This window comes from Candidatus Bathyarchaeia archaeon (genome assembly GCA_038882715.1).
In the GTDB taxonomy this organism is placed as follows: Archaea; Thermoproteota; Bathyarchaeia; order Bathyarchaeales; family DTEX01; genus DTEX01.
Genome location: JAVZNR010000008.1, coordinates 19,899 through 39,590 on the forward strand (window position 1 = coordinate 19,899; position 19,692 = coordinate 39,590).

Genomic DNA, 19,692 nt, shown 5'->3' on the forward strand with positions numbered 1-19,692 from the left:
TATCACCCGACTACTTTAAGGGCTTGGGAGGGGCATATCTGCACGCACTGAGGACTGCCGAAGCATAAATCGCATTTCATGTAAACCCTCTTTTCAGGGTTAAAAACAACTATGTTTTTCTCAACGTTATACGGGCATGCTTCAGCGCATAATCCGCACCCCACGCATTCACCTTCATCTATGAAGTATGCGTTAGATTTTTCATCGAATTTTATGGCTCCAGTTGGGCATGCTTTAGCGCACTCCGGATCAGCGCATTGCCTACACACGTAGGCTTTAGCCTCAGCCTCAAAAATATCTAGAGAGATTCTTATTCTCGACAGCTCTAAGCTGCAGCCCCCCTCATGATGCAATGAGCAAATAAGCTCGCAGCTACGGCACCAAACACATTTCTGGCCGTCAAACTCTATCCTCATGAATCATGTTCACCGTGATTCAGCCAGCGTTTCATATTAGGAGAAGCGCCAAACATTTAAAGGTTTAAGGGGAAATCGGCTACATTTTTGGCGGATACTACCCCAATTATATTATTTGCCATGTAGAGGATATCTTCCATATTTTCTTGCTTCTTTTACCATTGTGTAAATGTTTTCTACCTTGACATTTGCGTGTAATGAGTTGCTTGATGTTAGGATGAACCCTCCACCTTCCGCGGCCGCGTTAACGCATCTTCTCACGTCTCTTTTCACATCCTCTTCATCGCCAAATGGAAGAACATATTTACAGTCAACATTTCCCGCCAAACATATCTTTAAGCCATATCTCTCCTTTACATCCCTTAAGCTCATTACGCCGGGCTCTATGGGATGCAAGCAAGATATACCTGAGCCAACTATATCCTCTAATATTGGGTAAATATTTCCGTCCGAATGCTTTAACACCGGTATACCATATTTTCTCCCAACGCTAACGATTTCCTTTAAGTTAGGTAGCTCGTATTTCCTAAAGATTTCTGGGCTCATAAAGGGCCCTTTACTATCAGCGTAATCATCTGTCACGAATAGGGCGTCCACCCCGGCCTCAGCCATAACTTTGGCGAAACCTTGGCAAGACCTTGCAATTTTATCTAGAAGTTTCTTTGCGAAAAGCGGATTTCGATAGAAGTCTACCAATATTTTATCTATTCCGCCTCTTACCTGAAACGCCATGTGCCATCCGCTGTGGCACTGCGCTATAATGGCGATATCTTCACCTCTCGCTTTACTCATAATTTTCTCAATGGCTTCAATGACATCTTGATGGAATGGGTCCGGCGGCTCATAGAATTCTAAATCCTCTTGAGATTCGATTATTCCGCTGACAAAGAACGTTGTCTTCGCCTCCCTGCTCATCTGCATTACTCTGCCCCAATGATCAACATACCTTTTCCCATCAATATACCTAGGACTATAATCCTTTGTCGTAAGCGAGTAATCGGATAGGGCTGGTGCCGCATCAAAACCCAGCTTTTTGCACGCTTCGATAAGGGCAAGCCTATAGTTTAGCGATTCATCCCACCCAGCGCTTCCACCAGCCATCGTGAAAACTCCGCCGGAAAATCTTTTACCTAGGACTGCATCAACGATTGGCGGGTCGAGAGCAAGATCCGTTATTGGAACATAGTCCGGCTCCTCTAAGTCTAAAGCCCTAAAAAACCTTTCTCTACGATTCATTTTAATCACAAGAATAAGTTTAAGGTCAGATTAAATTCTTATATTTTATACCTAAAATACTGTTATAGTGAGGATTAAAGAATATTCGCTTGCCTATATGAGAGGTTATTGGAAGGCAATGAAACTACATAAAGTGTACTTGGTATTCTTTGGGGCGTATCATATACCGCATTTACTGCCCATGTTTGGGCTATATGAATTCATGATCGGTGCTCCCGGTTTTCTGCCGCTATTCTGGTGGCATTTAATTTTACTGTTCGTTTATGGTGTAGCTCCAATTCTAGCGGTCATCACTAACCGAAAAAAGCTATACATATTTGTTGCCATCTCATCGGCGCTTGGCTCAGTAATTGAAGTCTTAAAGATATTTAAGTGGACTTACGAATTCTACTATGCGCTTGCCGTCCTCGATCTTCTGGCAACTTTTTCAGCCTGCTTAGCGATAAAAAGATAATTTAAGCGGTTTAGACCATATTTTATGGGAGAGATGCTCGTTAACCCATTTAACTATGATGAGATCGGGCATTTCCAGAAAAACAATCTATTTAACTTTTATTATGCCATGCTCTCTAATCTTTACGATAGTTGGGAACAGATTTTCAAATGCTGCGATAGTTTTCTCGTCATGTTTTTCAGTGATGAGAAACAGTGCTGGAATTCTAAAAGAAGATGAGATCTCGATGGCGCTTCTCGTAAACCTGTAAGTTTTTTCAAACCCGATGGAGTAATACAGGTCTGTAAGGTTATCTATGAGCAGCGAATATGTTTTCTTTGCGGCTAAAGATAATTCTCCAAGCAAATGGGTTAAATTATATAGGGGCAATTCAACTTCACGCTCTGAAACGGCGACTCTTTTTGATGCTTCAGATGATAAATAGAAGATGTACGTTTGCTCGCTAGGCAAATATTTCAGTATCCTAGAACCCCTCCTAGTGAATACCGCAAGTTCCTCGCAATTAGCTAAAACCTCATAAATGTAAGCCTTAACGAACTCCTCGTATCTTTCAGAAGGATCTATCTCTACCAGAACGGGGTTCCCAAACAAGTCTTTATGCGTAAAACCAAGATGCCGCGAAAATCCATCGAGATTCTCCTCAGAAAAACCTTTCGGTAAAAATATGTTTCGAAGCTTGCCGTCAGCCAACTCGTGAAGTATCCTAGCTTTTTTTATGAGGTCTTCATGGGCTTTTATCATTGCTACGCTATCGCTTTCAATTAACGGATTTATGCTATCCCAAAACTTCACTAAGTCATTTATAACCTCATATGGTAATTCTCCGCTTTCTATGTACTCTAACGTTTTATCTATGATTCTGACTAGACGAGAATAATCGGGCTCTTTTTGAATAGAAACTTTGCCTCCTGAAAGGACGGCGTATTCGCTGATTCCTGTTTCCTTCAAGTATTTGTCAAACTTGAGGTATCGTTGCCCTAGAACATCCTCTTCCATTAAGCTAAAAACTCTTTGAAGAAATAGGGAGGTCTTTTTAGATAAGTCTTCGTATAATACTGAAAGTTGCGTTTCTTGCATTTTTTCTTTCAGCAATATGCCGAATGTTATCATTGATAGACCTATGCTTGTGGCTATTCCTCCTAAAGGCAGGGTTTCGGGAAAAACATAAAGCAGGATCGTGTTAAATATGACTACGCCGATAACGAAGAGTATAGTGAAGCCGAAAAGTATAAACTTATACTTTCTCCTGACGAAAGATGATCTGCTTTCTCTAATCGGCTTTATTATCCAAACATAATTTAGAACAATGTAAAATATTGTTAGTGGGAGCAACATATAAGAGGACACTCCATATGTGAATACGTATGACCAGCCGAATTTTGTCCAAAAGACCTCGAAAGGCGAAAAGATCAGAATGAAGGCAAAGAACACTAGGTTTGGCACTAGAGCAACAAGGTGCTTCATACTTCCATCTTGAAGGAAAGAAATCGTTAAGAAGAGTGCTGGAAGCATAAGCGAAGCAAACCCGGTTCCTAACGCGAAAAATGTTTTTGACAGAAAAGCATTTGGAGCATTCCTGTGAAGAAAGATAAGGAATTGCCATAGGGCTAAAAAAATCGAGAAAAGCATGAAAAACTTTGACGCCATAGAGCCACGGCTCTTGTAAAAAACATAAAAGCCGAGCAAAAGAGATAAGGTTCCCGCTACAATATATTGGAGGGTAGCTGGAATAAAGTACCATTCCATTTTTCAAATCGACTCCAATAAATCTAGTACCCTTTTTCTCTCGGCAGAAACAATCTTTGGAGGCTTTATTTGACCTATCTCCGCGCCTTCTTTCGCCATTTTAACCGAGTATTGTAGGAATGCTCCTTTCCTTAAATACTTAACTTTAATGATTTCAGTAGGGTTCTTGACGGAGAAGTCTCTCACATAGTTTTGGAAGTCAGGGAATGTTTTTAAGAGTGCCTCAAATATGATTCTGGCGGTTTCTTCTTCTGAATGCTCCCATGGCTTCTCCATCGCGACGTATAGGTATTCTCCTTCACCGCTAAACATTTTTGTAATAGCCCACTTCTCAAAATATTTCAACCCCGCCTCCCTTAAGGCTCTTGAAAAGATTCTTTCAGTGAGCCTAAAGTATCCATAGAAGTCTAACACTTCCTCAACTCGGCTCTTAAAAATGAAATATGGCATACCATCATCCCTAAAATCGACGACTGATAGAAGGTCTCTAATCCTATGTCTGATGAGGATAGATTCGATAGATGTTCCTACAAGCTCATAGGTCTCTCCTTTTTTAAGCTCATCTATCCTCCTTAAATTACCCCTTTCATCAATGAATTCATAGTAGCCGGATCTTAAATTCGGGATCAAACACTCCTTTCTATCCGGAGGCCCGCACATAATTACTGGGAACTCCGTAGAACCATATATGTTGGTCGGCTCAATCCCAAATTCTTGGACGAAAAAATCCTTATATGGCTCTATATTTACGCCAGCTACCCCTATACCTTTAAGCGGCAGCAGATCCGCCAACTTCTCATGCTTTTTACCAAAATATGAGCTTAACCATTTAAATAACATGTAGGCCTTTGCAAAGCCAGCATTCAGTGAACTATAGTACTCTCTGAATATTTCGGGTTTATTTTTCAGATACCTACAAACCAGTTGAAAGAAAGATGTTGCTCCGGCAGCGAAGACCGGCCTCTTCCCCCTTTCAATCTCCTTAAGAATAATCCACATTCTTCTTCCCATATCAGTTACTTCTTCGGCGGTTTCCACTGAGGGGACGACATTAAAATATTTGCTGCCCAACAGAAGCCCCCATCCTGAAATATATGGGATAGGCGCGGCGAGCTGTAATCCAGTCTCGCCCTCTCTGACCTTAGTCTCCCCCCAGTTTTCGCTGCAAATTAGGGCTCCTATAGTTACGCAATTCTCTTCATAGTCTCTCATGCTTGTGACGCCGTGAATTATCCATTTAGGTTCTCCGGTTGTACCGGATGTTTTTGCAGCGTAGCCGAATTCGTCGATCATCCATTCGTCGATTATGGGCTTTAGCTCGGCAAATAACCCGGAATAATAGGCAAATAGGCGTTCTCCCCACTTTCGAGGTTTTTTCGCCATCATTGCCTCTATTTTTGATCCGAATTCTCGTAGAATAGGATAGTCCTCGTAGGTTGTTAATGGTATATCTTCAAATCTTTCGAATTCTCTGCCATATTTCATCATCAGGTATTTCGCCGTCTTTGTCTTCTTCCACTTCTCAAAATGCCTCTTAACTCTCTCTTCGGAGTAGGCAACTTGCTCAGAAAACGGCTTCTCAAAAAAGCTGCAATATTTACGCCATATCTCTCCCTCATCCATCATGGCTTTTCACTCTTCAGCCTCCGGATAAGGTAATAATTCTACTCCAATATTCTTTGAGATATTATACTGGTAGTATCTCAGGTTTAGATCCGTCGCCCGCATCTTAAGAACTATCAATCTCCTTCTGAGGAAGTTTTCTCTAGAAACCATTTCAAGCATAATTATTCCGTCGGATAGAAACTCCTCAACACCGGTGCCAAGCCTGCCACTCCCCCACGGGATTTCAGCCGTCAATATTGTTGTGCAGCCCAGTCTACGCAGCACTTTCTGGAGAATAGATATTAATGTTCTTACCTCAGCCATGCTTCTGAACACAACTGTTAAAGCGGTAATGGAATCTATAACTAGCCTTTTAGCCCCCATAACTCTAACGGTCTCAATTATTTCATCGAGGGCCGCCTCCGCTTTATCAGTTTCCTTCAGGGATAAAAGATCTAGAATCTCTACCTGCTGTTTTTTCTGCAAGTTGTCGAAGTTCCATCCAAGCGTAAGCATATTATTCTTAAAGGACTCAGCCCCCTCCTCAAAAGTTACAAAAACGCCTTTCTCCCTATACTTTGCGGCCCCCAAATATATGAATTGGGCTGCAAGTATAGTCTTACCGGTTCCGGGGCCTCCGGCTATTAAAATTGTGCTCCCCTCTGGAAAGCCACCCTGCAATATTTCGTCGAGCTTCTCCACTCCTGTTGGGATTCTTCTCAATTTAACTTTCACCACCCTTTGGATAAAATATGGCTTCTAGCTCGCTTGGAAAATTATTCCTCATCTCCTTGACTGAAACCTTTTTTCCAGCAATACCCTCAAGGAAACCTGCAATTATACCGTATAAAATGAAGCGTGAATGCGGTGTTTTAAGAGAGGTTTCTTGAATTATAATCCTCCCCAGAAGATCGCTTTCCTCAACATCCGTAAAGATAAGGTTTCCTAAGGCTCTCTGAGCAAAGTATTCTGAGAGGGTTCTTAATCTCTCTTGGAAAGTTGCATCATACCTCTTGATCGCCTCAGCGTAACTTCTTCCGATACCTATGCCAATGTACCGCAATATTAGAGTGCCCCCGGAGCCGAAGAACTCATATATGGTGTCTGAGATCTCATCCCACTCTTTAATAATCCATTTAATTTCCACCTGACCAATATTTTTCAAATAGCGACCTCCAGATTAAAGGACAATCAAAGGTCTTTGTTCAGCCCTAATAAAGATTATTACGTTTTTCGAAAATAATGTGCGCCCTTTGGGATAAGAGTGCTACTTTTTTATATGTTAGGTCTACTCGCCTGATACTTAAAAAAGCGTTTCCACATATATGTTTAAGGGGCGCTATCTACTCTTCTCTCCAAATCTACCAGCAAGCGTATTAAGGCTGTCATCCTTTCCCTAGCCCAAGACTTCCCTTTTTCAGTTACAGAGAAGACTCTACTCCTATTTGTCATCGTATCTCCCTTGATTAAACCTCTCTTCTCCATTAAATGGAGTGTAGGATATAGGACGCTTGGCGCAACCAAGACCCCAAAAGCCTCATATATATGCGACAGCAGCTTATAACCAGTCATGGGACCATCCCTTAGCAACATCAGCACGACGATTAAGTCTAGAAACGTTTTACAGAATTTATCCCTGATTTCCCTTGAGACAGAAAATCTGACGAGGCTATGCGTATCTCTCTGAGCCATAAAGTCTCCTCTAAAGGAGATTTTATACGGATTAAATAAAAATTTTGGAGCAAAATTTAAGAATAATTTAAGCCCTATCAAAAATTTTAGTTAAGCGATGTTTACGATAATATTGTTTATCTTTAAAGTTTAAAGCCAGATATTTTTACTGGTTGAAAGCAATAAACATTGGCTTAGTGGCTTCCAGTTTATTTGGGCACTTCTATTCATCTAGAACAATAATAACGGCGTGATCTCAGGAGGCGCTCTTCTTCTCAGCTATTAAAACGCGATACCCGCTTTCCCTCGCGAGAACTGTAAAATTGCCGAATGCTTCCTTGAGCATCTGTGTAAATCTTTCTTTCCCAATCTTCGATCTCACAACTATCTGTAGTACGCCCCCATTGCTTAAATATTTCGGCGCCTCAGTCACTATGGCTCTGACCGTTGCTAGCCCGGCGCTTATAGGCGGATTGGAGAGTATACATTCAAAAGTCATGCCCCTAACGGGATCATAAAGGCTGCCATGTCTAGCTTCAGCGTTATTAACCCCATTAATCTTGATGTTGTGTTTAGCGAGGTTTACGGCCCGCTTATTTACGTCAACCATTACTACGTGAATATTGGGGTTCAATGCGGCGGCTACAATTCCAATAACTCCGTATCCGCAGCCAATATCCAGAACATAACCTTTTTCTGGTAGAATCATGTTTTCAACCAAAATTCTTGTGCCTAGATCAACTCGATTCTTCGAAAAGACGCTTTTAGACGTCAAAAACTGAAATCTTTTTCCACGTAGATACGCATTTATCAGCTTAAACTCCGGCTTAGATCTCGGTCTGGGAGTAAAGTAGTGCTCTACTTCACTAGGTTTACCGCACATATTTTCATTCATCCTTTAGATTTCTCAGCCCATCTTTTCGGTACAGGCGTTCTCTAAAACCATGTCGCCGCATTCTATACGCGACCGGTGCTACAACACTCTTGAAGGCTTTTAGTCTGGATTTCGATCCTAACGCTTATTCTTTCACTGCGCCTAAAATCAACGATAAAAGAGCCATCCTCGTAACCAAGCCATTTTCAACCTGCTGGAAATACTTTGCAAAGGGCGTTGAATCCACTTCGGCTGAGATTTCATCTACTCTCGGAAGAGGATGAAGCACTATAAGATCATCTTTGGCCTTTCTCAAAGTGTTAAGATCTATCCTATAAGACCCCTTAACCTTAGCGTACTCAGATAAGTCCGGGAACCTTTCCTTCTGGATGCGGGTCACATATAGGACGTCGATCTCCGGGAGAACCTCATCTATGTTTGTATGCTCATAGACCTCTATACGCCTCTTAATATCTTCTAGCACCTCTCTCCTCATCTTCAGGAGTTCAGGGGAGACCAGAAGCAATTTAACATTATATAGCGATAGTGCATAAGCGAGCGAATGAACGGTTCTACCATACCTTAAATCGCCCATTAACGCTATTGTGAGGCCATCAATACACCCTTTTTCCTTAAGGATAGTGTATAAATCTAGAAGCGCCTGGGTCGGATGCTCCTCTGCACCTGAACCCGCGTTTATAACTGGTATCTTAGCGTACTCTGCCGCAAAGCGTGCAGCCCCTTCAGCTGGATGGCGTAAAACTATTATATCCGAGTATTTTTCAACAACCCGAACGGTGTCAGCTAAGCTTTCGCCTTTTTTCACCGAGGAAATTTCCGGTTCACTGAACCCTATAACTGAGCCGCCAAGCTTATACATAGCTGTTTCAAAGCTTAGCCTAGTCCTAGTGCTGGGTTCAAAAAATAAAGTAGCCATTATTCGGCCCCTAAGCATATCGGAGCCGGTTTTAACTAAATGCTCCATCTCGCTGGAAATCCTGAGAATATAGTCTATCTCCTCGCGTGTAAAGTCCCTTATCGAAATAACATCTCTTCCAATAAAATCTGCTGCGCTGACCATTTAAAACACCTCGAGCAGGCAATAAGCATTTTACTCTATAAAAATTTAAATTTTCTCTCGTGGCATATTGAGAAAGTTTATATAGATGTATCAAAATTGATATCAATGGTGATATAATGTTCAGGTTCTATGACGAGGAACACGATAATCCGCCGCATGTGCCTCCACCACCCCCACCTCCACCACACGGACCATGGAGAAACTTAGGTAGACATTTAGCCTGCGTTCCTAAAGGCTTTTTAAAGTTCCGTGTTCTCTGGCTGCTGAAAGAGAAGCCCATGTCGGGCTCAGAGATAATGGATGAAATTGAGAAGGAGACTCATGGTTTCTGGAAGCCTAGCCCCGGGTCGATTTATCCGCTCCTAGCATGGTTACAGGATAAGGGCTATATTAAAGAAGTTCCAAGTGGAGAGACGGGGGTAAAACGTTACGCAATAACCGAGCAGGGCTTAAAACTGCTGGAGGAGCAGGCTAACATACAGGAGAAAATGCGGAGAATAATCTTTTTTGCTCCACGCTTCATATGGTTCCTTCCCTCAATGAGAAGGGTTGCTGAGTTACGGGAATCCTTTGAGAAAACTATTAGATCTCTTATAGATTTGGAGGAGGCTCTTAGGGAGAAGTTCGACGAGGAAACGCTTAAGGAGGCATCCAGAATTCTAAACGAGGCTGCCGAGAAGATTGAAGGGCTCGCTAAGAAGGCTAGGGAGAAATAGGTCAAGCGCCCCTAAAGACTTTTACCGCTTTAGGAAAGCATTAAATAAATGCTTCCTCAAAAGAATATGTTCAGGAGGTTTAAGGCTGATGAAAAGGCTCCTTATGGTGACCCACTCAGCTGGCTTTAAACATGATTACCTGCCAGTTGCTAGGGAGACCATTAAGAGAATCGGTGCCGAGTCAGGGAGGTTTGACGTAGTCGCCACAGATGAATGTGATCTTTTAAACCATGAGAACTTGAAAAAGTTTGATGCAATATTATTCGCGACGACCGGCGAGCTGCCAATATCTGATGAGCAAAAAATGGACTTCATAAATGCGGTTAAAGGTGGAAAAGGTTTCATAGGTATCCATAATGCTGCGGACACATTCTACAAGTTTCCGGAATACGGGAGGATGCTTGGCGGATACTTTCATAGCCATCCGTGGACTCAGGAGGTCGCGGTTATCGTGGAAGACAGAAATCATCCGGCTACAAGACATCTTCCGGAAAGATTTACCGTCAAAGAGGAGGTTTACACGTTTAGGGACTGGTCCCGAGACAGAACTCATGTTCTAATAAAATTAGACAATAGCTCGGTCGACTTAAGTAAAGGGACTAGGCCGGACAACGACTATGCGCTCTGCTGGTGCCACAATTATGGTGAGGGCAGAGTCTTCTATACGGCGTTTGGACATTTTAAAGAGATTTGGAGCGAAGAATGGTTTCAGACGCATCTATTAAATGGCATACTATGGGCGATGAGGGTTCTGTAATTCGGCTTTAGAATCCTCGCTTTATTTTTCCCATATTCTCCCTAAGTACTCGGAGAGCTTATCTTTCAGCAATTTTATTAGCCTTGGATCGCTTCTCGCATATATATCCGGTATGTCAAGCACAACGATTTTGTTTTCTGCCTCAGGCTTCAAGGCCACTATAGCATCCTTATGATGCTCTTCCATCGCAAATATTACGTCAGCCCAATCAATAAGCCCCTCCGTTATTCTTTTCCTAGCGTTAGGCCATATGCCGGCTGATCGAACCTCAAACCCATCGACGCCTCTTAAAATAGCCTCGGCTGTTGGGCTCCGATCAACATTAGCCGTGCAAACAAAGAGAATACGCTTAGGTTTTTCATTTATTGCCACTTAAGTCATCTCCCTGCTCAGTAATTCTTGAATTGGAGGATTACGCCCATAGCATTAAACCTATCCTTTAAGAGCATTCTATAGGCTTCTTCAGCATTACGCCAAGAATATCTATGCGTTATTAAATGGCTAACTCTAATATATCTAGCTGACAATAGATCGAAAAATAGCTCAGTGTTCCTTTTTCTCGTCCATGGATTATATGGTGTCTCGTATTCGGGTTGGCTGGAGAAATGAGTCCCAATTATCACTCTGCTCGGCCTATTAACCTCATCATGAAAGTCTATTGCTGTCTTTCCTCTAGGCGAACTTAAAACTACAAAGTATCCCAGAGGTTTAGTGAGCGTTATAGCTTCTGGTATAACGCTTGGATTCCCTGTTACCTCAAAGACTTTATCCACCATTCTTCCCCTAGTTATTCTCCTAACGGCTTCTCTCAGATCGCCCCAGTCGCCAGCGCGTAGAGTATGCGTTGCCCCCGATAGCTCGGAAAGCTTAAGCCTGTATTCGGCGAGATCTACGGCTATAACCGGATGCGCTCCAGCCATCCTAGAGAACATCACGGCCATCTGCCCAAGAAGCCCAAGGCCGACAACCGCAACAGATTCGCCTAGGGAAACTTTTGCAAGCCTAACTGAATTCATCACTCCAGCCGCAATCGTATGGAAGCATGCTTCTTCAACGTTAACGCCCTCGGGAACCTTTATAATCTGATCCGCGCGGACAGTGGCGTAGGTTGCATGCGGGGACATCGCTGCAATCATATCGCCAACAGTGAAGCCCTCAACCTCAGCGCCGCACTTTACTATTCTACCAACGCTAGAATACCCTGGCACGAAAGGATACTTAACATATATTGACCAAGCTGACCGCTCCGGGAAATCGCCAGTCAAAGCCGTCAGCTCCGTCCCCGTGCTTATCAACGTCGCCACGTTCTCCACCAGAACCTCGCCTTCAGACGGCTCCTTAACGTCGAATTCTTCAATCTCAATGGTATTGGCCTTTGGAAAAACGACCCTGTAACCCCTCACGATTAAACCTCCTTAAACATTCTAACCAATCTTGAAAACTATTCGTCCAAAATATTATATATGTCCCTTCCTTAAAAAGAAAATTGGCGGTTAAGATGAGCGTTGATGAGGCTATGCGTGAAATAAAGGCTATAGAGCGCCTTATTGGCCCCTACGAGCACTTTTCCTATGAGGCTAAGAAGGTTCTCGCTGCTTTAAGGGATCTGAAGAACGTGTTAGAAAGTATGGATGAAAAAAGCATAAAGCGAATAATGAGGGAAATGTCCAATATTGATGAGCTTGCAGCCCCATATAGAGGATACGACTTCGTTGAGGAGACTCTAGTGCACGCAAAAAAATTGTTGGATGAACTCAGGAAGATCGTAGGCGAATAGCCGCTTAATGATCTTTTCATTCACCCTAATCCCTTTATCTTTTTTATAAGCCAAACCATCTTCTTCGCGAAGTTTCTCGCAGTTCTTAAACCCTCTTCATCTTTAAGCACGTCGCCTTTATCCCTGCCGAAAGCTATGTTCCAGTATGTTGACCCCGGAACAATCATGCCTTGAATCATAAAGAAGAAGAGCAGCTGCGCGAATGTGAAGTTTTGGCCAGCTCTTCTAGCTACAACTAGTGGTCCCCCAACCTTGTTCTCAAAAATCCGCCCTTTAGCCATGGAAACATACCCAGCTCTGTCGATTAAAGCCATTATCTGCGGTGTCGCGGATCCAAAGTAGACTGGTGAAGCAAGTATTATGCCGTCCGCTTTAACCATTTTATCAAAGATCTCTTGGAAATCATCCTTTATATGGCATTCGCCCGTTCTTCTGCATGAAAGGCAAGCATCGCATGGCTTAATCTCCTTGTCAGCCAACCTTATAATTTCGGTTTGAGCGCCCTCCTCGGTGGCCGCGTTTAAAGCCTCTTGAAGGAGCATCTCGGTGTTGCCGCCAATTCTCGGGCTACCTACAATCCCTACTATGAAAACCATAATATCACCGAATTAAGTTAAACATGTTTACATAGATAAATCCTACAGGTCTTCTCCAATCAAATTCTTAATTTAGTGGCGCACTTCTTACAGAATCTTCGCGTTTTCCTATCAGTCATCCCTATATGAAGCGAAAAGAACATGACGCATGCCGGGTTTTCACAGTGTCTCAGACCGAACACATGCCCCAACTCATGAATCGCTTCTTTAATGGCTCTATCTACGAGAAGATCTCTGTTTGGATTCTCACCGTAAAATTCAGGCCTAAGCCTAAAAAGCGATATTATCGCAGATTTCCCGGGGCATTGAGCTTCACCGAAAATAAATTCATTCCCGGCGCATAAATATCGGCGCTGGTAACTCCCAGCGCTATACATGATTCCCCAGCATCCCTCTCTGATTCCACCGCAAACTTCAACACTTCGCTCAGCAGTATTTCCGAAAGGAATTGCCGCCTCACATGGTTATACGCTTTATCCGGCAACGGTATCGTTTTTCCACTAATTTCGCAAACAGCTCCTTTAAATGTCTCCATCACTTCTCTTCGAATAAAATCCAGAATTTCCGCATCCACTTCGCCAACTCGAACTAAATAAATCCTCATTTCCCAAACCTATATCACAAATTTTTCTCCGGGATTTGGCGCCTTCGACTCTAAACCCACCTCTTCCTTAATCCACTTAGCGAATTTTTGGCAGTTTCCGTCCGCTCCATGAATCGTGAACACGATTGGCTTTCCATCAAGCATCTTAATGACGCTTTTAAGCTCTTTCGCACCAGCATGGGATGAAAAGTCGAAGAAACCTACCTTTGCCTTAATCTTACGAATTTTTCCATCTATAACGCATCTGCCGCTATCCAACAATTCGCGCCCCGGGGTTCCCGGTATTTGATAACCGACCAGAAAGATCGCGTTCTTAGATTTTTTCCCAACTATTTGAACGTAATATGTTGCTGGGCCGCCCTTTAACATTCCGGCTGGCGCTATTATTATGCCTGGCCGCTTCGCAGCTCTTTTTCGCTCCCTCCAATCATCCACCCAATTAACCATGTGAACGGCATCCATGAAGAGTTTCGGATCCCTGAGAAAATCTAAGTGATTCATAAGTATTCTGCTGGCTTCCCTCGCCATGCCGTCTATTACGACGGGGTGCTCAAAATGATAGGCTGCGAGGACGCATGCGATCTCTTGAGCTCGGCCAACGCTGAACGCGGGAACTAAAACTGTTCCACCCGCCTCTACAACTTCGGTCGCTTCTTTAATAAACTTCTCTTCGAGGAGTTTCCGTTCAGTATGATCCTCATCAGCATATGTGCTCTCAATTATCACGGCGTCGAGATCCTTATACTCTAAATCCGCTCCCGGAAGAAGTCTAGTCTCTATAGTGTTAAAGTCGCTCGTATATAGGAGGCATTTTCCCTCGGCTTCAATTAAAACTGAGGCCCCTCCGGGAAGATGCCCTGAATTCAGGAGCTTAAATTTTATGTCGCCCACCTTAACTTCTTCCCTATAACTCACGCTGATATAGCTTCTAACCATAGAGTTTAACTCTATATATTCGAAAGGAAGATAGTAGCCTGATAAATGAATGAAATCTTTGATTAATAGGCTTGTTAGCTCCATGTTCAACCTCGTTCCATAAACCGGTGTCCGCTCGCTTATATGGAAGATGGGTATCGCGCCTGTGTGATCCAAGTGGCTATGCGTAGCTATAACGAGGTTAACTTCCCTAGGGGGAACATGCATCGGGAAACCAGGAGTATGATTAAGCATAACGCCATAGTCAAGTAGAATTTGAGTTTTAGCTGTCTTCACTGATATAGCGTTTCTGCCAACCTCTCTGGCTCCGCCTAAGAATCTTATCTCCAACGGGCTTTTCCACCATCTAATTCCAATTAATCTCCATTTTTCAACTTTAAACTAAACTATTTATTCACAATAAAATATAATCTTTTTTCCGTATTCTCGGTTTCACTCTACTTTTAGAGAACTCATATCCAAAGTTAATATCTCCGCTTTAATCTCTCTTTCATAAAATCTTTCGATGAACGACTTTACTAGTTTATCGTTCCAAGACCCTTTTTCCACTAATACAATGATTTTCCTATATGGGGATGCGGCAACATATTCTAAAATCTTTTCAGCAACATATTCAATGGTTTCAGCGTCTGGCGGATAGGCATACTCATACTGATACAGCGGGTAAGTTTCAGATAACTCAATCGGTATGACTCCAAATGGCGGCGAATAAAAGCATACGTGAATAGCGTTTAAATCCACGTTTAACCTTCTACAGCTTTTCGAGACAACTCTCTTGACGTATTTCCGCCCGCGGGTGCTCTTTGTTTCAGAATCAGGAATTAGAATTAAAACTCTGGCTCGCTCTGGAGGAACATATCTCTCTTTTAATCTTCTGTTGTGCCGAATAACCTCAGGTCGGCTCAAATCAATCGAGCCGAAGAAAAATAGACCCTTCTTCTTTACGCAGAGGCTGTTTTTCTCGATATATTCGCTGTGTTTCCGCATGCTTTTTAATGCCTTAAGAAGTGAGGGGTGAGCATGCGCTTTCATCTCCAAATACTCCCATAACCTGCCCTCAACTATAGCCTGCTTCACCCTCTTAATCTCAGCGAAACATACGTGCAAATTGTGCTTACTTAGCTCTCTTTCTCTCTCGTCGCTCGGCATCTCCATGAGATCGCTTGGACTACGCTTTACGCAGACGGGGCAAGAGCATGGAAAATACTTAATCTCCTCTAGGCGAATTGTTCCATAATCTGTCAAATACCTGTTCTCACGGGCGAAAAGCGAGTAAGCCGCTGAGTCGAAAAGATCGCAGCCTAAGGCAACCGCCAAAGAAAACATCATGGGGTGCCCGGCCCCGAATAGGTGGAAGGCTCTTTCCACCGGGGCGTTCATTTTAGCTGCAACTATCATGTCAACTAGCACATCAAACAAGTATTGCTCCATGACTGGTGTCGGGCTTCCTAAGGCATGTATGTCGAATGGGAGCTTCCCCATCTCCCTAGCTGAGGCGGCAACGAGATCTATGTATCGTCCACCCTGAATTGGGCCAACCCAAACTATATCAGACCTACCTCTAATATTTTCTAGCTCTCTCGCCCTCTTCAATGTCTCCTCAACAGTGTATCTAGCATAGTCGACTGAGACGTCCCAGCCGGTCGGCATGTCTAGAATGGTTGCAATATCGGTGTTTATCTCCTCCTGATATCTTATGATTTCCTCATTAGTCACGTTTAAGCTGCCGTAAACGAGAATCTGGTAGGCTCCAGAATCAGTCATAACGACGCCTGGATATTCAAGTATTCTATGTATCCCTTTCATCCTAGCTTCTTCGCCAAAATGTTTCTTGACAATGTAAGCATTAGTTATTAGGGCTTTGCAGTTAAAATCTTCCCATAATTCTCTAGGCTTCACCACCTCTTTAGCCGGATTTATAACTGGCAGGAACACTGGAGTCTCGATTGTCCCGCTCTTAGTTTTAAGCCTTCCTATCCTTGCAAGTAGATCTCTTTCGCGAATCTCGAACTCCACCATAGTATGTACGCACCGACGCGACATTTAATTACCAGTTTAACCCCCTATTAAATTTAGATCGAGGGCGAGCATTATTGGTTTGCGAGATAAAAATATATGAGCGCCCCAAATTAACTAATCCCGTCCTCATAGAGGGGCTTCCGGGAATAGGGCTCGTAGCAAACATAGCAGTAGCTTACCTCATAAAAAAGCTTAATGCAAAACTTTTCTGCGAAATTAAGTCTTCCTACTTCCATGACATGGCCATCACCGATGAATCTGGGCTCTTAAAACATCCAATTAACCAACTATATTACTTTAGAGGAGATGAGGCTGGAGAACGGGACCTAATACTTTTGCATGGAAATACACAAGCGCTCACGTTACGCGGCCAATACGAGCTCTGCGGACGGATACTTGACATAGCCGAGAGCTTAGGTTGCGGCTTCGTTATATCTCTTGGAGGCTATAGGCCCGGCAGAACCGTCATTAAACCAAAGCTCTATTTCGCGGCTTCAGATAACGAGACAGCTAAAATCGCTAGAGATTTAGGCGTCGAACCCCTTAAAATCAGCATCTTCGGTGTGGCTGGCCTTTTAATAGGCATGTGCAGGATACGTGGCATTAGAGGTCTATGCCTACTATCAGAGACCCCGGGAAACTATCCAGATAAAGAAGCGGCCATCGAGCTCTTAAAGGCTCTGTCTCAAATACTGAAAATTAAGGTTGATTTCACCAATCTAGGTAACTTGGAAGACTTGATAAGTGTCCTATCGCCCTTCGACTTCGGTGCGTTATCTAAGAGAGGAGAGCGAGGGGCTAGGCCGGAATGGTTTATATAAAACTAATTTAGTAAATATGCTGAAGAATCGGGGAAGAATGTTTCCCTTGGAAACAAAGTTCACTCTTCTTTTACTTCCTGTAAGAACTGCTGATAAACCTTTTGAACCCTCTCGGCGGCTGGTCCCGTCCCTTCTACAACACCGTCTTCTGTCACCTTGATTTTATCCATAACCCATATGAAGCCCTCCTTCTCGTAAAGCTTAACCATTCTCGGGAAAACCCTTTCAAGCCTTTCCGCTAAACCCTTAAGGTCAAAGGGCTTCTTGATCGATAGGATTTCGGCGACTCTACCTCCGCTCAACACTATTTTTGGTATAACCTGACCCTTCTCATCCCTAGCGTCTGATAGGCATAGGCTCAGATTAGCTGGGTTTATTCCGACAAGCGTGCCAACATATGTTTTCCCATCGACGGTTATAACGCTAACTGTTTTATCAATAAGCGAGGAAATTTCAGTAATGAATCTTCTTTCAGCCGCAGACATGCTCCCTCTTCCTTACATTAACTATGTTCTAATATTATATGCTTCGATACTTATTACTTTATTGTGCAGCGCCCAGCTTCTTGCATTTAATTTGCTGCTCTAATGTGAGAATAGTATCCGGAGGTACATCTCTGTAAACAACAATATTTGGCCCAATCCAGCTATTACAGCCAACGGTTACGCCAGGCATAAATAAGGTGCCTACACCTGTCATCACGTTATCGCCCATAATTACACCTATCTTTATTCTACCACTATCGACTTTTTCTCCTCTAACGCTTACGCGAATAGTTTTCTTGTCGAAGCGGAGATTAGCTGAAATAAACCCTGCGCCTAGATTGCAGTTCTCTCCTATTATGCTGTCGCCTATGTATGAGAGGTGCCCTACATGGACATTATCCATCAGTATGCTGCCCTTAACTTCACATGCGTTTCCAATCCTAACGTTTCTCCCTATGCTCGTATATGGGCGTATATAGCAGTTTGGGCCAATATCGCATCCATCGCCAATGAAAACCGGCCCCTCAATATATGATCCGGAGCGAATAAGCGCATCGTTACCTATGAAGACAGGGCCTTTAATGTGCACTCCTTCTTCAACTCTTCCCAGAATATCTGGCTTAATATTCTTTAGAACACGCATGTTGGCGTCAAAAAGATCCCAAGGCCGACCAATATCGAGCCATTTATCGCTGGGAACTTCCACAACTGAAATCTTTTCGCCCTCCTTTATGGCTAATCGGATAGAGCCTGTTATCTCGACCTCTCCTCTCTGGGATGGTTCGGTACGCGCTATAAAATCAAATATTTTCGTTGAGAAAACATAGATCCCTGCATTGACAAGATTACCTATATTTCTCTCGGAGGGTTTCTCGACTATGTCGATCAGTTTCCCACAATCCACCTTTAACACACCATAATCTTCTGGCCGTTCAACTTGAACAGCAGTTAAAGTGGCGATTGAAGAATCTTTTTTGTGCATGTGGACAACGGATTTTATCACGTCGTTCGATACGAGTAGGTCGCCATTAACTGTCAGAAAGTCTTCGTCTCCGACATATTTCTCTACGGCGCGAACAGCGTCAGCTGTCCCAGCAACACTCTCTTGAACAACATATCTTATTTTGACCCCATGCTTAGAGCCGTCACCGAAATAGGCTCTTATAGTCTCAGCTTTATAGTTAACAACGATCAAAATCTCCTCTATCTCAGAGATTTTAAGCGCGTTTATCAAGTGCTCTAAAATCGGCTTCCCGCCAACCGGTATCATGTGTTTTGGACGAGTGAGGGTTAAGGGTCTAAGCCTTTGACCCTCACCAGCAGCCAGCACGACAGCTTTCATGCTTTTTCAACCATAAACCCAGACGCTTAAACAAGTAAGAAGATTTAAAGTGCTCTAAGCCTTCCTTAGTCAAGATTTTGAGATTTTCATCACAAGATTTGCGAATTTAAATCCGAATTCTCTACAGAGATTTTTATCCTCGTCGCTTTCTGGAGCGCCGACGATGGCGAGTCCATAATGTTTGTCTTCCGGATTCCCCTTGACTATCATGCCATGGATTAGTAGGGCGTTAATTATAGACAGTAATGTTGTCTCAGCCCCAGTCGCAGTTCCACCCGACGTGGTGAATGCAGCGCCAACTTTCCCCTCAAGCTTACCATGAATTTTAACACTTTTATCAATTAGATCTTTTATTTTCGCGCTCATTCCACCATAATATGTTGGCGACCCAATAATTATTCCGTCAGCGTTTAAGAGATCATCTAGATTCGTCTCGTCAACCCTTTTAACTATGCAGTTCACACCATTAACTTTCCTAACACCTTCAGCCACAAGAAAAGCGGTCTTCTCCGTGTTTCCGGTTCTTGAATCATAGACTATAAGTATATTCACCATT

General features: G+C 43.2%; 24 protein-coding genes. 5 read left to right on the plus strand and 19 right to left on the minus strand.

Translation table 11 applies throughout. The annotated features are described in order from the left end of the window. Positions 1 to 2: 2 nt before the first annotated feature. Entirely contained in the window at positions 3 to 416 is a 414-nt protein-coding gene (locus QXR61_06045) for a 4Fe-4S dicluster domain-containing protein (GenBank protein MEM3757503.1), read from the minus strand. Positions 417 to 527: 111 nt separating this feature from the next. After that, a complete protein-coding gene (locus QXR61_06050) occupies positions 528 to 1,652 on the minus strand; it encodes a uroporphyrinogen decarboxylase family protein (GenBank protein ID MEM3757504.1) in 1,125 nt (374 codons plus the stop codon). A gap of 118 nt (positions 1,653 to 1,770) precedes the next feature. On the opposite strand from QXR61_06050, the gene QXR61_06055 reads away from it, so the two are divergent. Further along, positions 1,771 to 2,106: a hypothetical protein gene (locus QXR61_06055; GenBank protein ID MEM3757505.1), complete on the plus strand. Its 336-nt coding sequence runs from the start codon at positions 1,771 to 1,773 to the stop codon at positions 2,104 to 2,106. Between the two features lie 87 nt (positions 2,107 to 2,193). Here QXR61_06055 and QXR61_06060 read toward each other — a convergent pair whose 3' ends face one another. The 7 genes from QXR61_06060 to pyrB form a co-directional block, all read right to left on the minus strand. Next, a complete protein-coding gene (locus QXR61_06060; GenBank protein MEM3757506.1) occupies positions 2,194 to 3,570 on the minus strand; it encodes a hypothetical protein in 1,377 nt (458 codons plus the stop codon). A 285-nt stretch (positions 3,571 to 3,855) separates the two neighbouring features. Continuing rightward, positions 3,856 to 5,478, minus strand: coding sequence for a GH3 auxin-responsive promoter family protein (locus QXR61_06065; GenBank protein ID MEM3757507.1), 1,623 nt, complete (start codon positions 5,476 to 5,478; stop codon positions 3,856 to 3,858). Positions 5,479 to 5,484: 6 nt separating this feature from the next. Then, positions 5,485 to 6,180 (minus strand): ATPase domain-containing protein, encoded by a 696-nt coding sequence (locus QXR61_06070; protein ID MEM3757508.1) that lies wholly within the window; start codon positions 6,178 to 6,180, stop codon positions 5,485 to 5,487. 1 nt (position 6,181) lies between these two features. Beyond that, positions 6,182 to 6,622, minus strand: a complete 441-nt coding sequence (locus tag QXR61_06075; protein ID MEM3757509.1) for a hypothetical protein — start codon at positions 6,620 to 6,622, stop codon at positions 6,182 to 6,184. A gap of 164 nt (positions 6,623 to 6,786) precedes the next feature. Beyond that, a complete protein-coding gene (locus QXR61_06080; protein MEM3757510.1) occupies positions 6,787 to 7,149 on the minus strand; it encodes a PadR family transcriptional regulator in 363 nt (120 codons plus the stop codon). A 235-nt stretch (positions 7,150 to 7,384) separates the two neighbouring features. Then, complete coding sequence (locus QXR61_06085) at positions 7,385 to 8,023, minus strand: class I SAM-dependent methyltransferase (GenBank protein ID MEM3757511.1); 639 nt, start codon at positions 8,021 to 8,023, stop codon at positions 7,385 to 7,387. A 124-nt stretch (positions 8,024 to 8,147) separates the two neighbouring features. Next, positions 8,148 to 9,083 carry an aspartate carbamoyltransferase gene (gene pyrB, locus QXR61_06090; GenBank protein MEM3757512.1) on the minus strand — a complete coding sequence of 312 codons (936 nt, stop codon included), beginning with the start codon at positions 9,081 to 9,083 and terminating at the stop codon, positions 8,148 to 8,150. A gap of 116 nt (positions 9,084 to 9,199) precedes the next feature. On the opposite strand from pyrB, the gene QXR61_06095 reads away from it, so the two are divergent. Together QXR61_06095 and QXR61_06100 are read left to right on the plus strand one after the other, a co-directional pair. After that, the gene (locus QXR61_06095; protein ID MEM3757513.1) at positions 9,200 to 9,799 is read left to right on the plus strand and encodes a PadR family transcriptional regulator; all 600 of its coding nucleotides are present in this window, start codon (positions 9,200 to 9,202) and stop codon (positions 9,797 to 9,799) included. 88 nt (positions 9,800 to 9,887) lie between these two features. Further along, positions 9,888 to 10,556 carry a ThuA domain-containing protein gene (locus QXR61_06100; protein MEM3757514.1) on the plus strand — a complete coding sequence of 223 codons (669 nt, stop codon included), beginning with the start codon at positions 9,888 to 9,890 and terminating at the stop codon, positions 10,554 to 10,556. Between the two features lie 21 nt (positions 10,557 to 10,577). Here QXR61_06100 and QXR61_06105 read toward each other — a convergent pair whose 3' ends face one another. Both QXR61_06105 and QXR61_06110 read right to left on the minus strand, forming a co-directional pair. Beyond that, positions 10,578 to 10,928, minus strand: coding sequence for a phosphotyrosine protein phosphatase (locus QXR61_06105; protein ID MEM3757515.1), 351 nt, complete (start codon positions 10,926 to 10,928; stop codon positions 10,578 to 10,580). 17 nt (positions 10,929 to 10,945) lie between these two features. After that, positions 10,946 to 11,959: a zinc-binding dehydrogenase gene (locus QXR61_06110; GenBank protein ID MEM3757516.1), complete on the minus strand. Its 1,014-nt coding sequence runs from the start codon at positions 11,957 to 11,959 to the stop codon at positions 10,946 to 10,948. Positions 11,960 to 12,054: 95 nt separating this feature from the next. Between QXR61_06110 and QXR61_06115 the strand changes: the two genes are divergently transcribed. Next, the gene (locus tag QXR61_06115; protein ID MEM3757517.1) at positions 12,055 to 12,333 is read left to right on the plus strand and encodes a hypothetical protein; all 279 of its coding nucleotides are present in this window, start codon (positions 12,055 to 12,057) and stop codon (positions 12,331 to 12,333) included. A 20-nt stretch (positions 12,334 to 12,353) separates the two neighbouring features. On the opposite strand, the gene QXR61_06120 is transcribed toward QXR61_06115, so the two are convergent. From QXR61_06120 to tgtA, 5 genes are all read right to left on the minus strand, one after another. Further along, positions 12,354 to 12,929: a flavodoxin family protein gene (locus tag QXR61_06120; GenBank protein MEM3757518.1), complete on the minus strand. Its 576-nt coding sequence runs from the start codon at positions 12,927 to 12,929 to the stop codon at positions 12,354 to 12,356. Positions 12,930 to 12,988: 59 nt separating this feature from the next. Then, entirely contained in the window at positions 12,989 to 13,306 is a 318-nt protein-coding gene (locus QXR61_06125; GenBank protein ID MEM3757519.1) for a hypothetical protein, read from the minus strand. Next, positions 13,213 to 13,533 (minus strand): hypothetical protein, encoded by a 321-nt coding sequence (locus tag QXR61_06130; GenBank protein ID MEM3757520.1) that lies wholly within the window; start codon positions 13,531 to 13,533, stop codon positions 13,213 to 13,215. The genes QXR61_06125 and QXR61_06130 overlap by 94 nt, the downstream gene beginning before the upstream one ends. A 9-nt stretch (positions 13,534 to 13,542) precedes the next feature. Then, on the minus strand, positions 13,543 to 14,799 hold the full coding sequence (locus tag QXR61_06135; GenBank protein MEM3757521.1) for an MBL fold metallo-hydrolase: 1,257 nt from the start codon (positions 14,797 to 14,799) through the stop codon (positions 13,543 to 13,545). Positions 14,800 to 14,901: 102 nt separating this feature from the next. Then, positions 14,902 to 16,488 carry a tRNA guanosine(15) transglycosylase TgtA gene (tgtA, locus tag QXR61_06140; protein MEM3757522.1) on the minus strand — a complete coding sequence of 529 codons (1,587 nt, stop codon included), beginning with the start codon at positions 16,486 to 16,488 and terminating at the stop codon, positions 14,902 to 14,904. 74 nt (positions 16,489 to 16,562) lie between these two features. Here tgtA and QXR61_06145 point away from each other — a divergent pair, with 74 nt between their 5' ends. Next, the gene (locus QXR61_06145) at positions 16,563 to 17,309 is read left to right on the plus strand and encodes a PAC2 family protein (GenBank protein MEM3757523.1); all 747 of its coding nucleotides are present in this window, start codon (positions 16,563 to 16,565) and stop codon (positions 17,307 to 17,309) included. A gap of 59 nt (positions 17,310 to 17,368) precedes the next feature. On the opposite strand, the gene QXR61_06150 is transcribed toward QXR61_06145, so the two are convergent. The 3 genes from QXR61_06150 to QXR61_06160 all read right to left on the minus strand — a co-directional run bounded on the left by QXR61_06150 (position 17,369) and on the right by QXR61_06160 (position 19,691). Beyond that, a complete protein-coding gene (locus QXR61_06150) occupies positions 17,369 to 17,794 on the minus strand; it encodes an Lsm family RNA-binding protein (protein MEM3757524.1) in 426 nt (141 codons plus the stop codon). Between the two features lie 58 nt (positions 17,795 to 17,852). Continuing rightward, complete coding sequence (locus QXR61_06155) at positions 17,853 to 19,136, minus strand: sugar phosphate nucleotidyltransferase (protein MEM3757525.1); 1,284 nt, start codon at positions 19,134 to 19,136, stop codon at positions 17,853 to 17,855. A gap of 69 nt (positions 19,137 to 19,205) precedes the next feature. Further along, positions 19,206 to 19,691 (minus strand): NAD(P)H-dependent oxidoreductase, encoded by a 486-nt coding sequence (locus QXR61_06160; protein MEM3757526.1) that lies wholly within the window; start codon positions 19,689 to 19,691, stop codon positions 19,206 to 19,208. Position 19,692 lies beyond the last annotated feature (1 nt).

Coding starts and splice junctions, on each gene's coding strand:
- QXR61_06130 (MEM3757520.1), bottom strand. CDS start 13,533: ATGAGGATTTATTTAGTTCGAGTTGGCGAAGTGGATGCGGAAATTCTG.
- QXR61_06095 (MEM3757513.1), top strand. CDS start 9,200: ATGTTCAGGTTCTATGACGAGGAACACGATAATCCGCCGCATGTGCCT.
- QXR61_06160 (MEM3757526.1), bottom strand. CDS start 19,691: ATGGTGAATATACTTATAGTCTATGATTCAAGAACCGGAAACACGGAG.
- QXR61_06150 (MEM3757524.1), bottom strand. CDS start 17,794: ATGTCTGCGGCTGAAAGAAGATTCATTACTGAAATTTCCTCGCTTATT.
- QXR61_06080 (MEM3757510.1), bottom strand. CDS start 7,149: ATGGCTCAGAGAGATACGCATAGCCTCGTCAGATTTTCTGTCTCAAGG.
- QXR61_06060 (MEM3757506.1), bottom strand. CDS start 3,570: ATGAAGCACCTTGTTGCTCTAGTGCCAAACCTAGTGTTCTTTGCCTTC.
- QXR61_06100 (MEM3757514.1), top strand. CDS start 9,888: ATGAAAAGGCTCCTTATGGTGACCCACTCAGCTGGCTTTAAACATGAT.
- tgtA (MEM3757522.1), bottom strand. CDS start 16,488: ATGGTGGAGTTCGAGATTCGCGAAAGAGATCTACTTGCAAGGATAGGA.
- QXR61_06045 (MEM3757503.1), bottom strand. CDS start 416: ATGAGGATAGAGTTTGACGGCCAGAAATGTGTTTGGTGCCGTAGCTGC.
- QXR61_06055 (MEM3757505.1), top strand. CDS start 1,771: ATGAAACTACATAAAGTGTACTTGGTATTCTTTGGGGCGTATCATATA.
- QXR61_06050 (MEM3757504.1), bottom strand. CDS start 1,652: ATGAATCGTAGAGAAAGGTTTTTTAGGGCTTTAGACTTAGAGGAGCCG.
- QXR61_06125 (MEM3757519.1), bottom strand. CDS start 13,306: ATGTATAGCGCTGGGAGTTACCAGCGCCGATATTTATGCGCCGGGAAT.
- pyrB (MEM3757512.1), bottom strand. CDS start 9,083: ATGGTCAGCGCAGCAGATTTTATTGGAAGAGATGTTATTTCGATAAGG.
- QXR61_06155 (MEM3757525.1), bottom strand. CDS start 19,136: ATGAAAGCTGTCGTGCTGGCTGCTGGTGAGGGTCAAAGGCTTAGACCC.
- QXR61_06120 (MEM3757518.1), bottom strand. CDS start 12,929: ATGGTTTTCATAGTAGGGATTGTAGGTAGCCCGAGAATTGGCGGCAAC.
- QXR61_06115 (MEM3757517.1), top strand. CDS start 12,055: ATGAGCGTTGATGAGGCTATGCGTGAAATAAAGGCTATAGAGCGCCTT.
- QXR61_06085 (MEM3757511.1), bottom strand. CDS start 8,023: ATGAATGAAAATATGTGCGGTAAACCTAGTGAAGTAGAGCACTACTTT.
- QXR61_06065 (MEM3757507.1), bottom strand. CDS start 5,478: ATGATGGATGAGGGAGAGATATGGCGTAAATATTGCAGCTTTTTTGAG.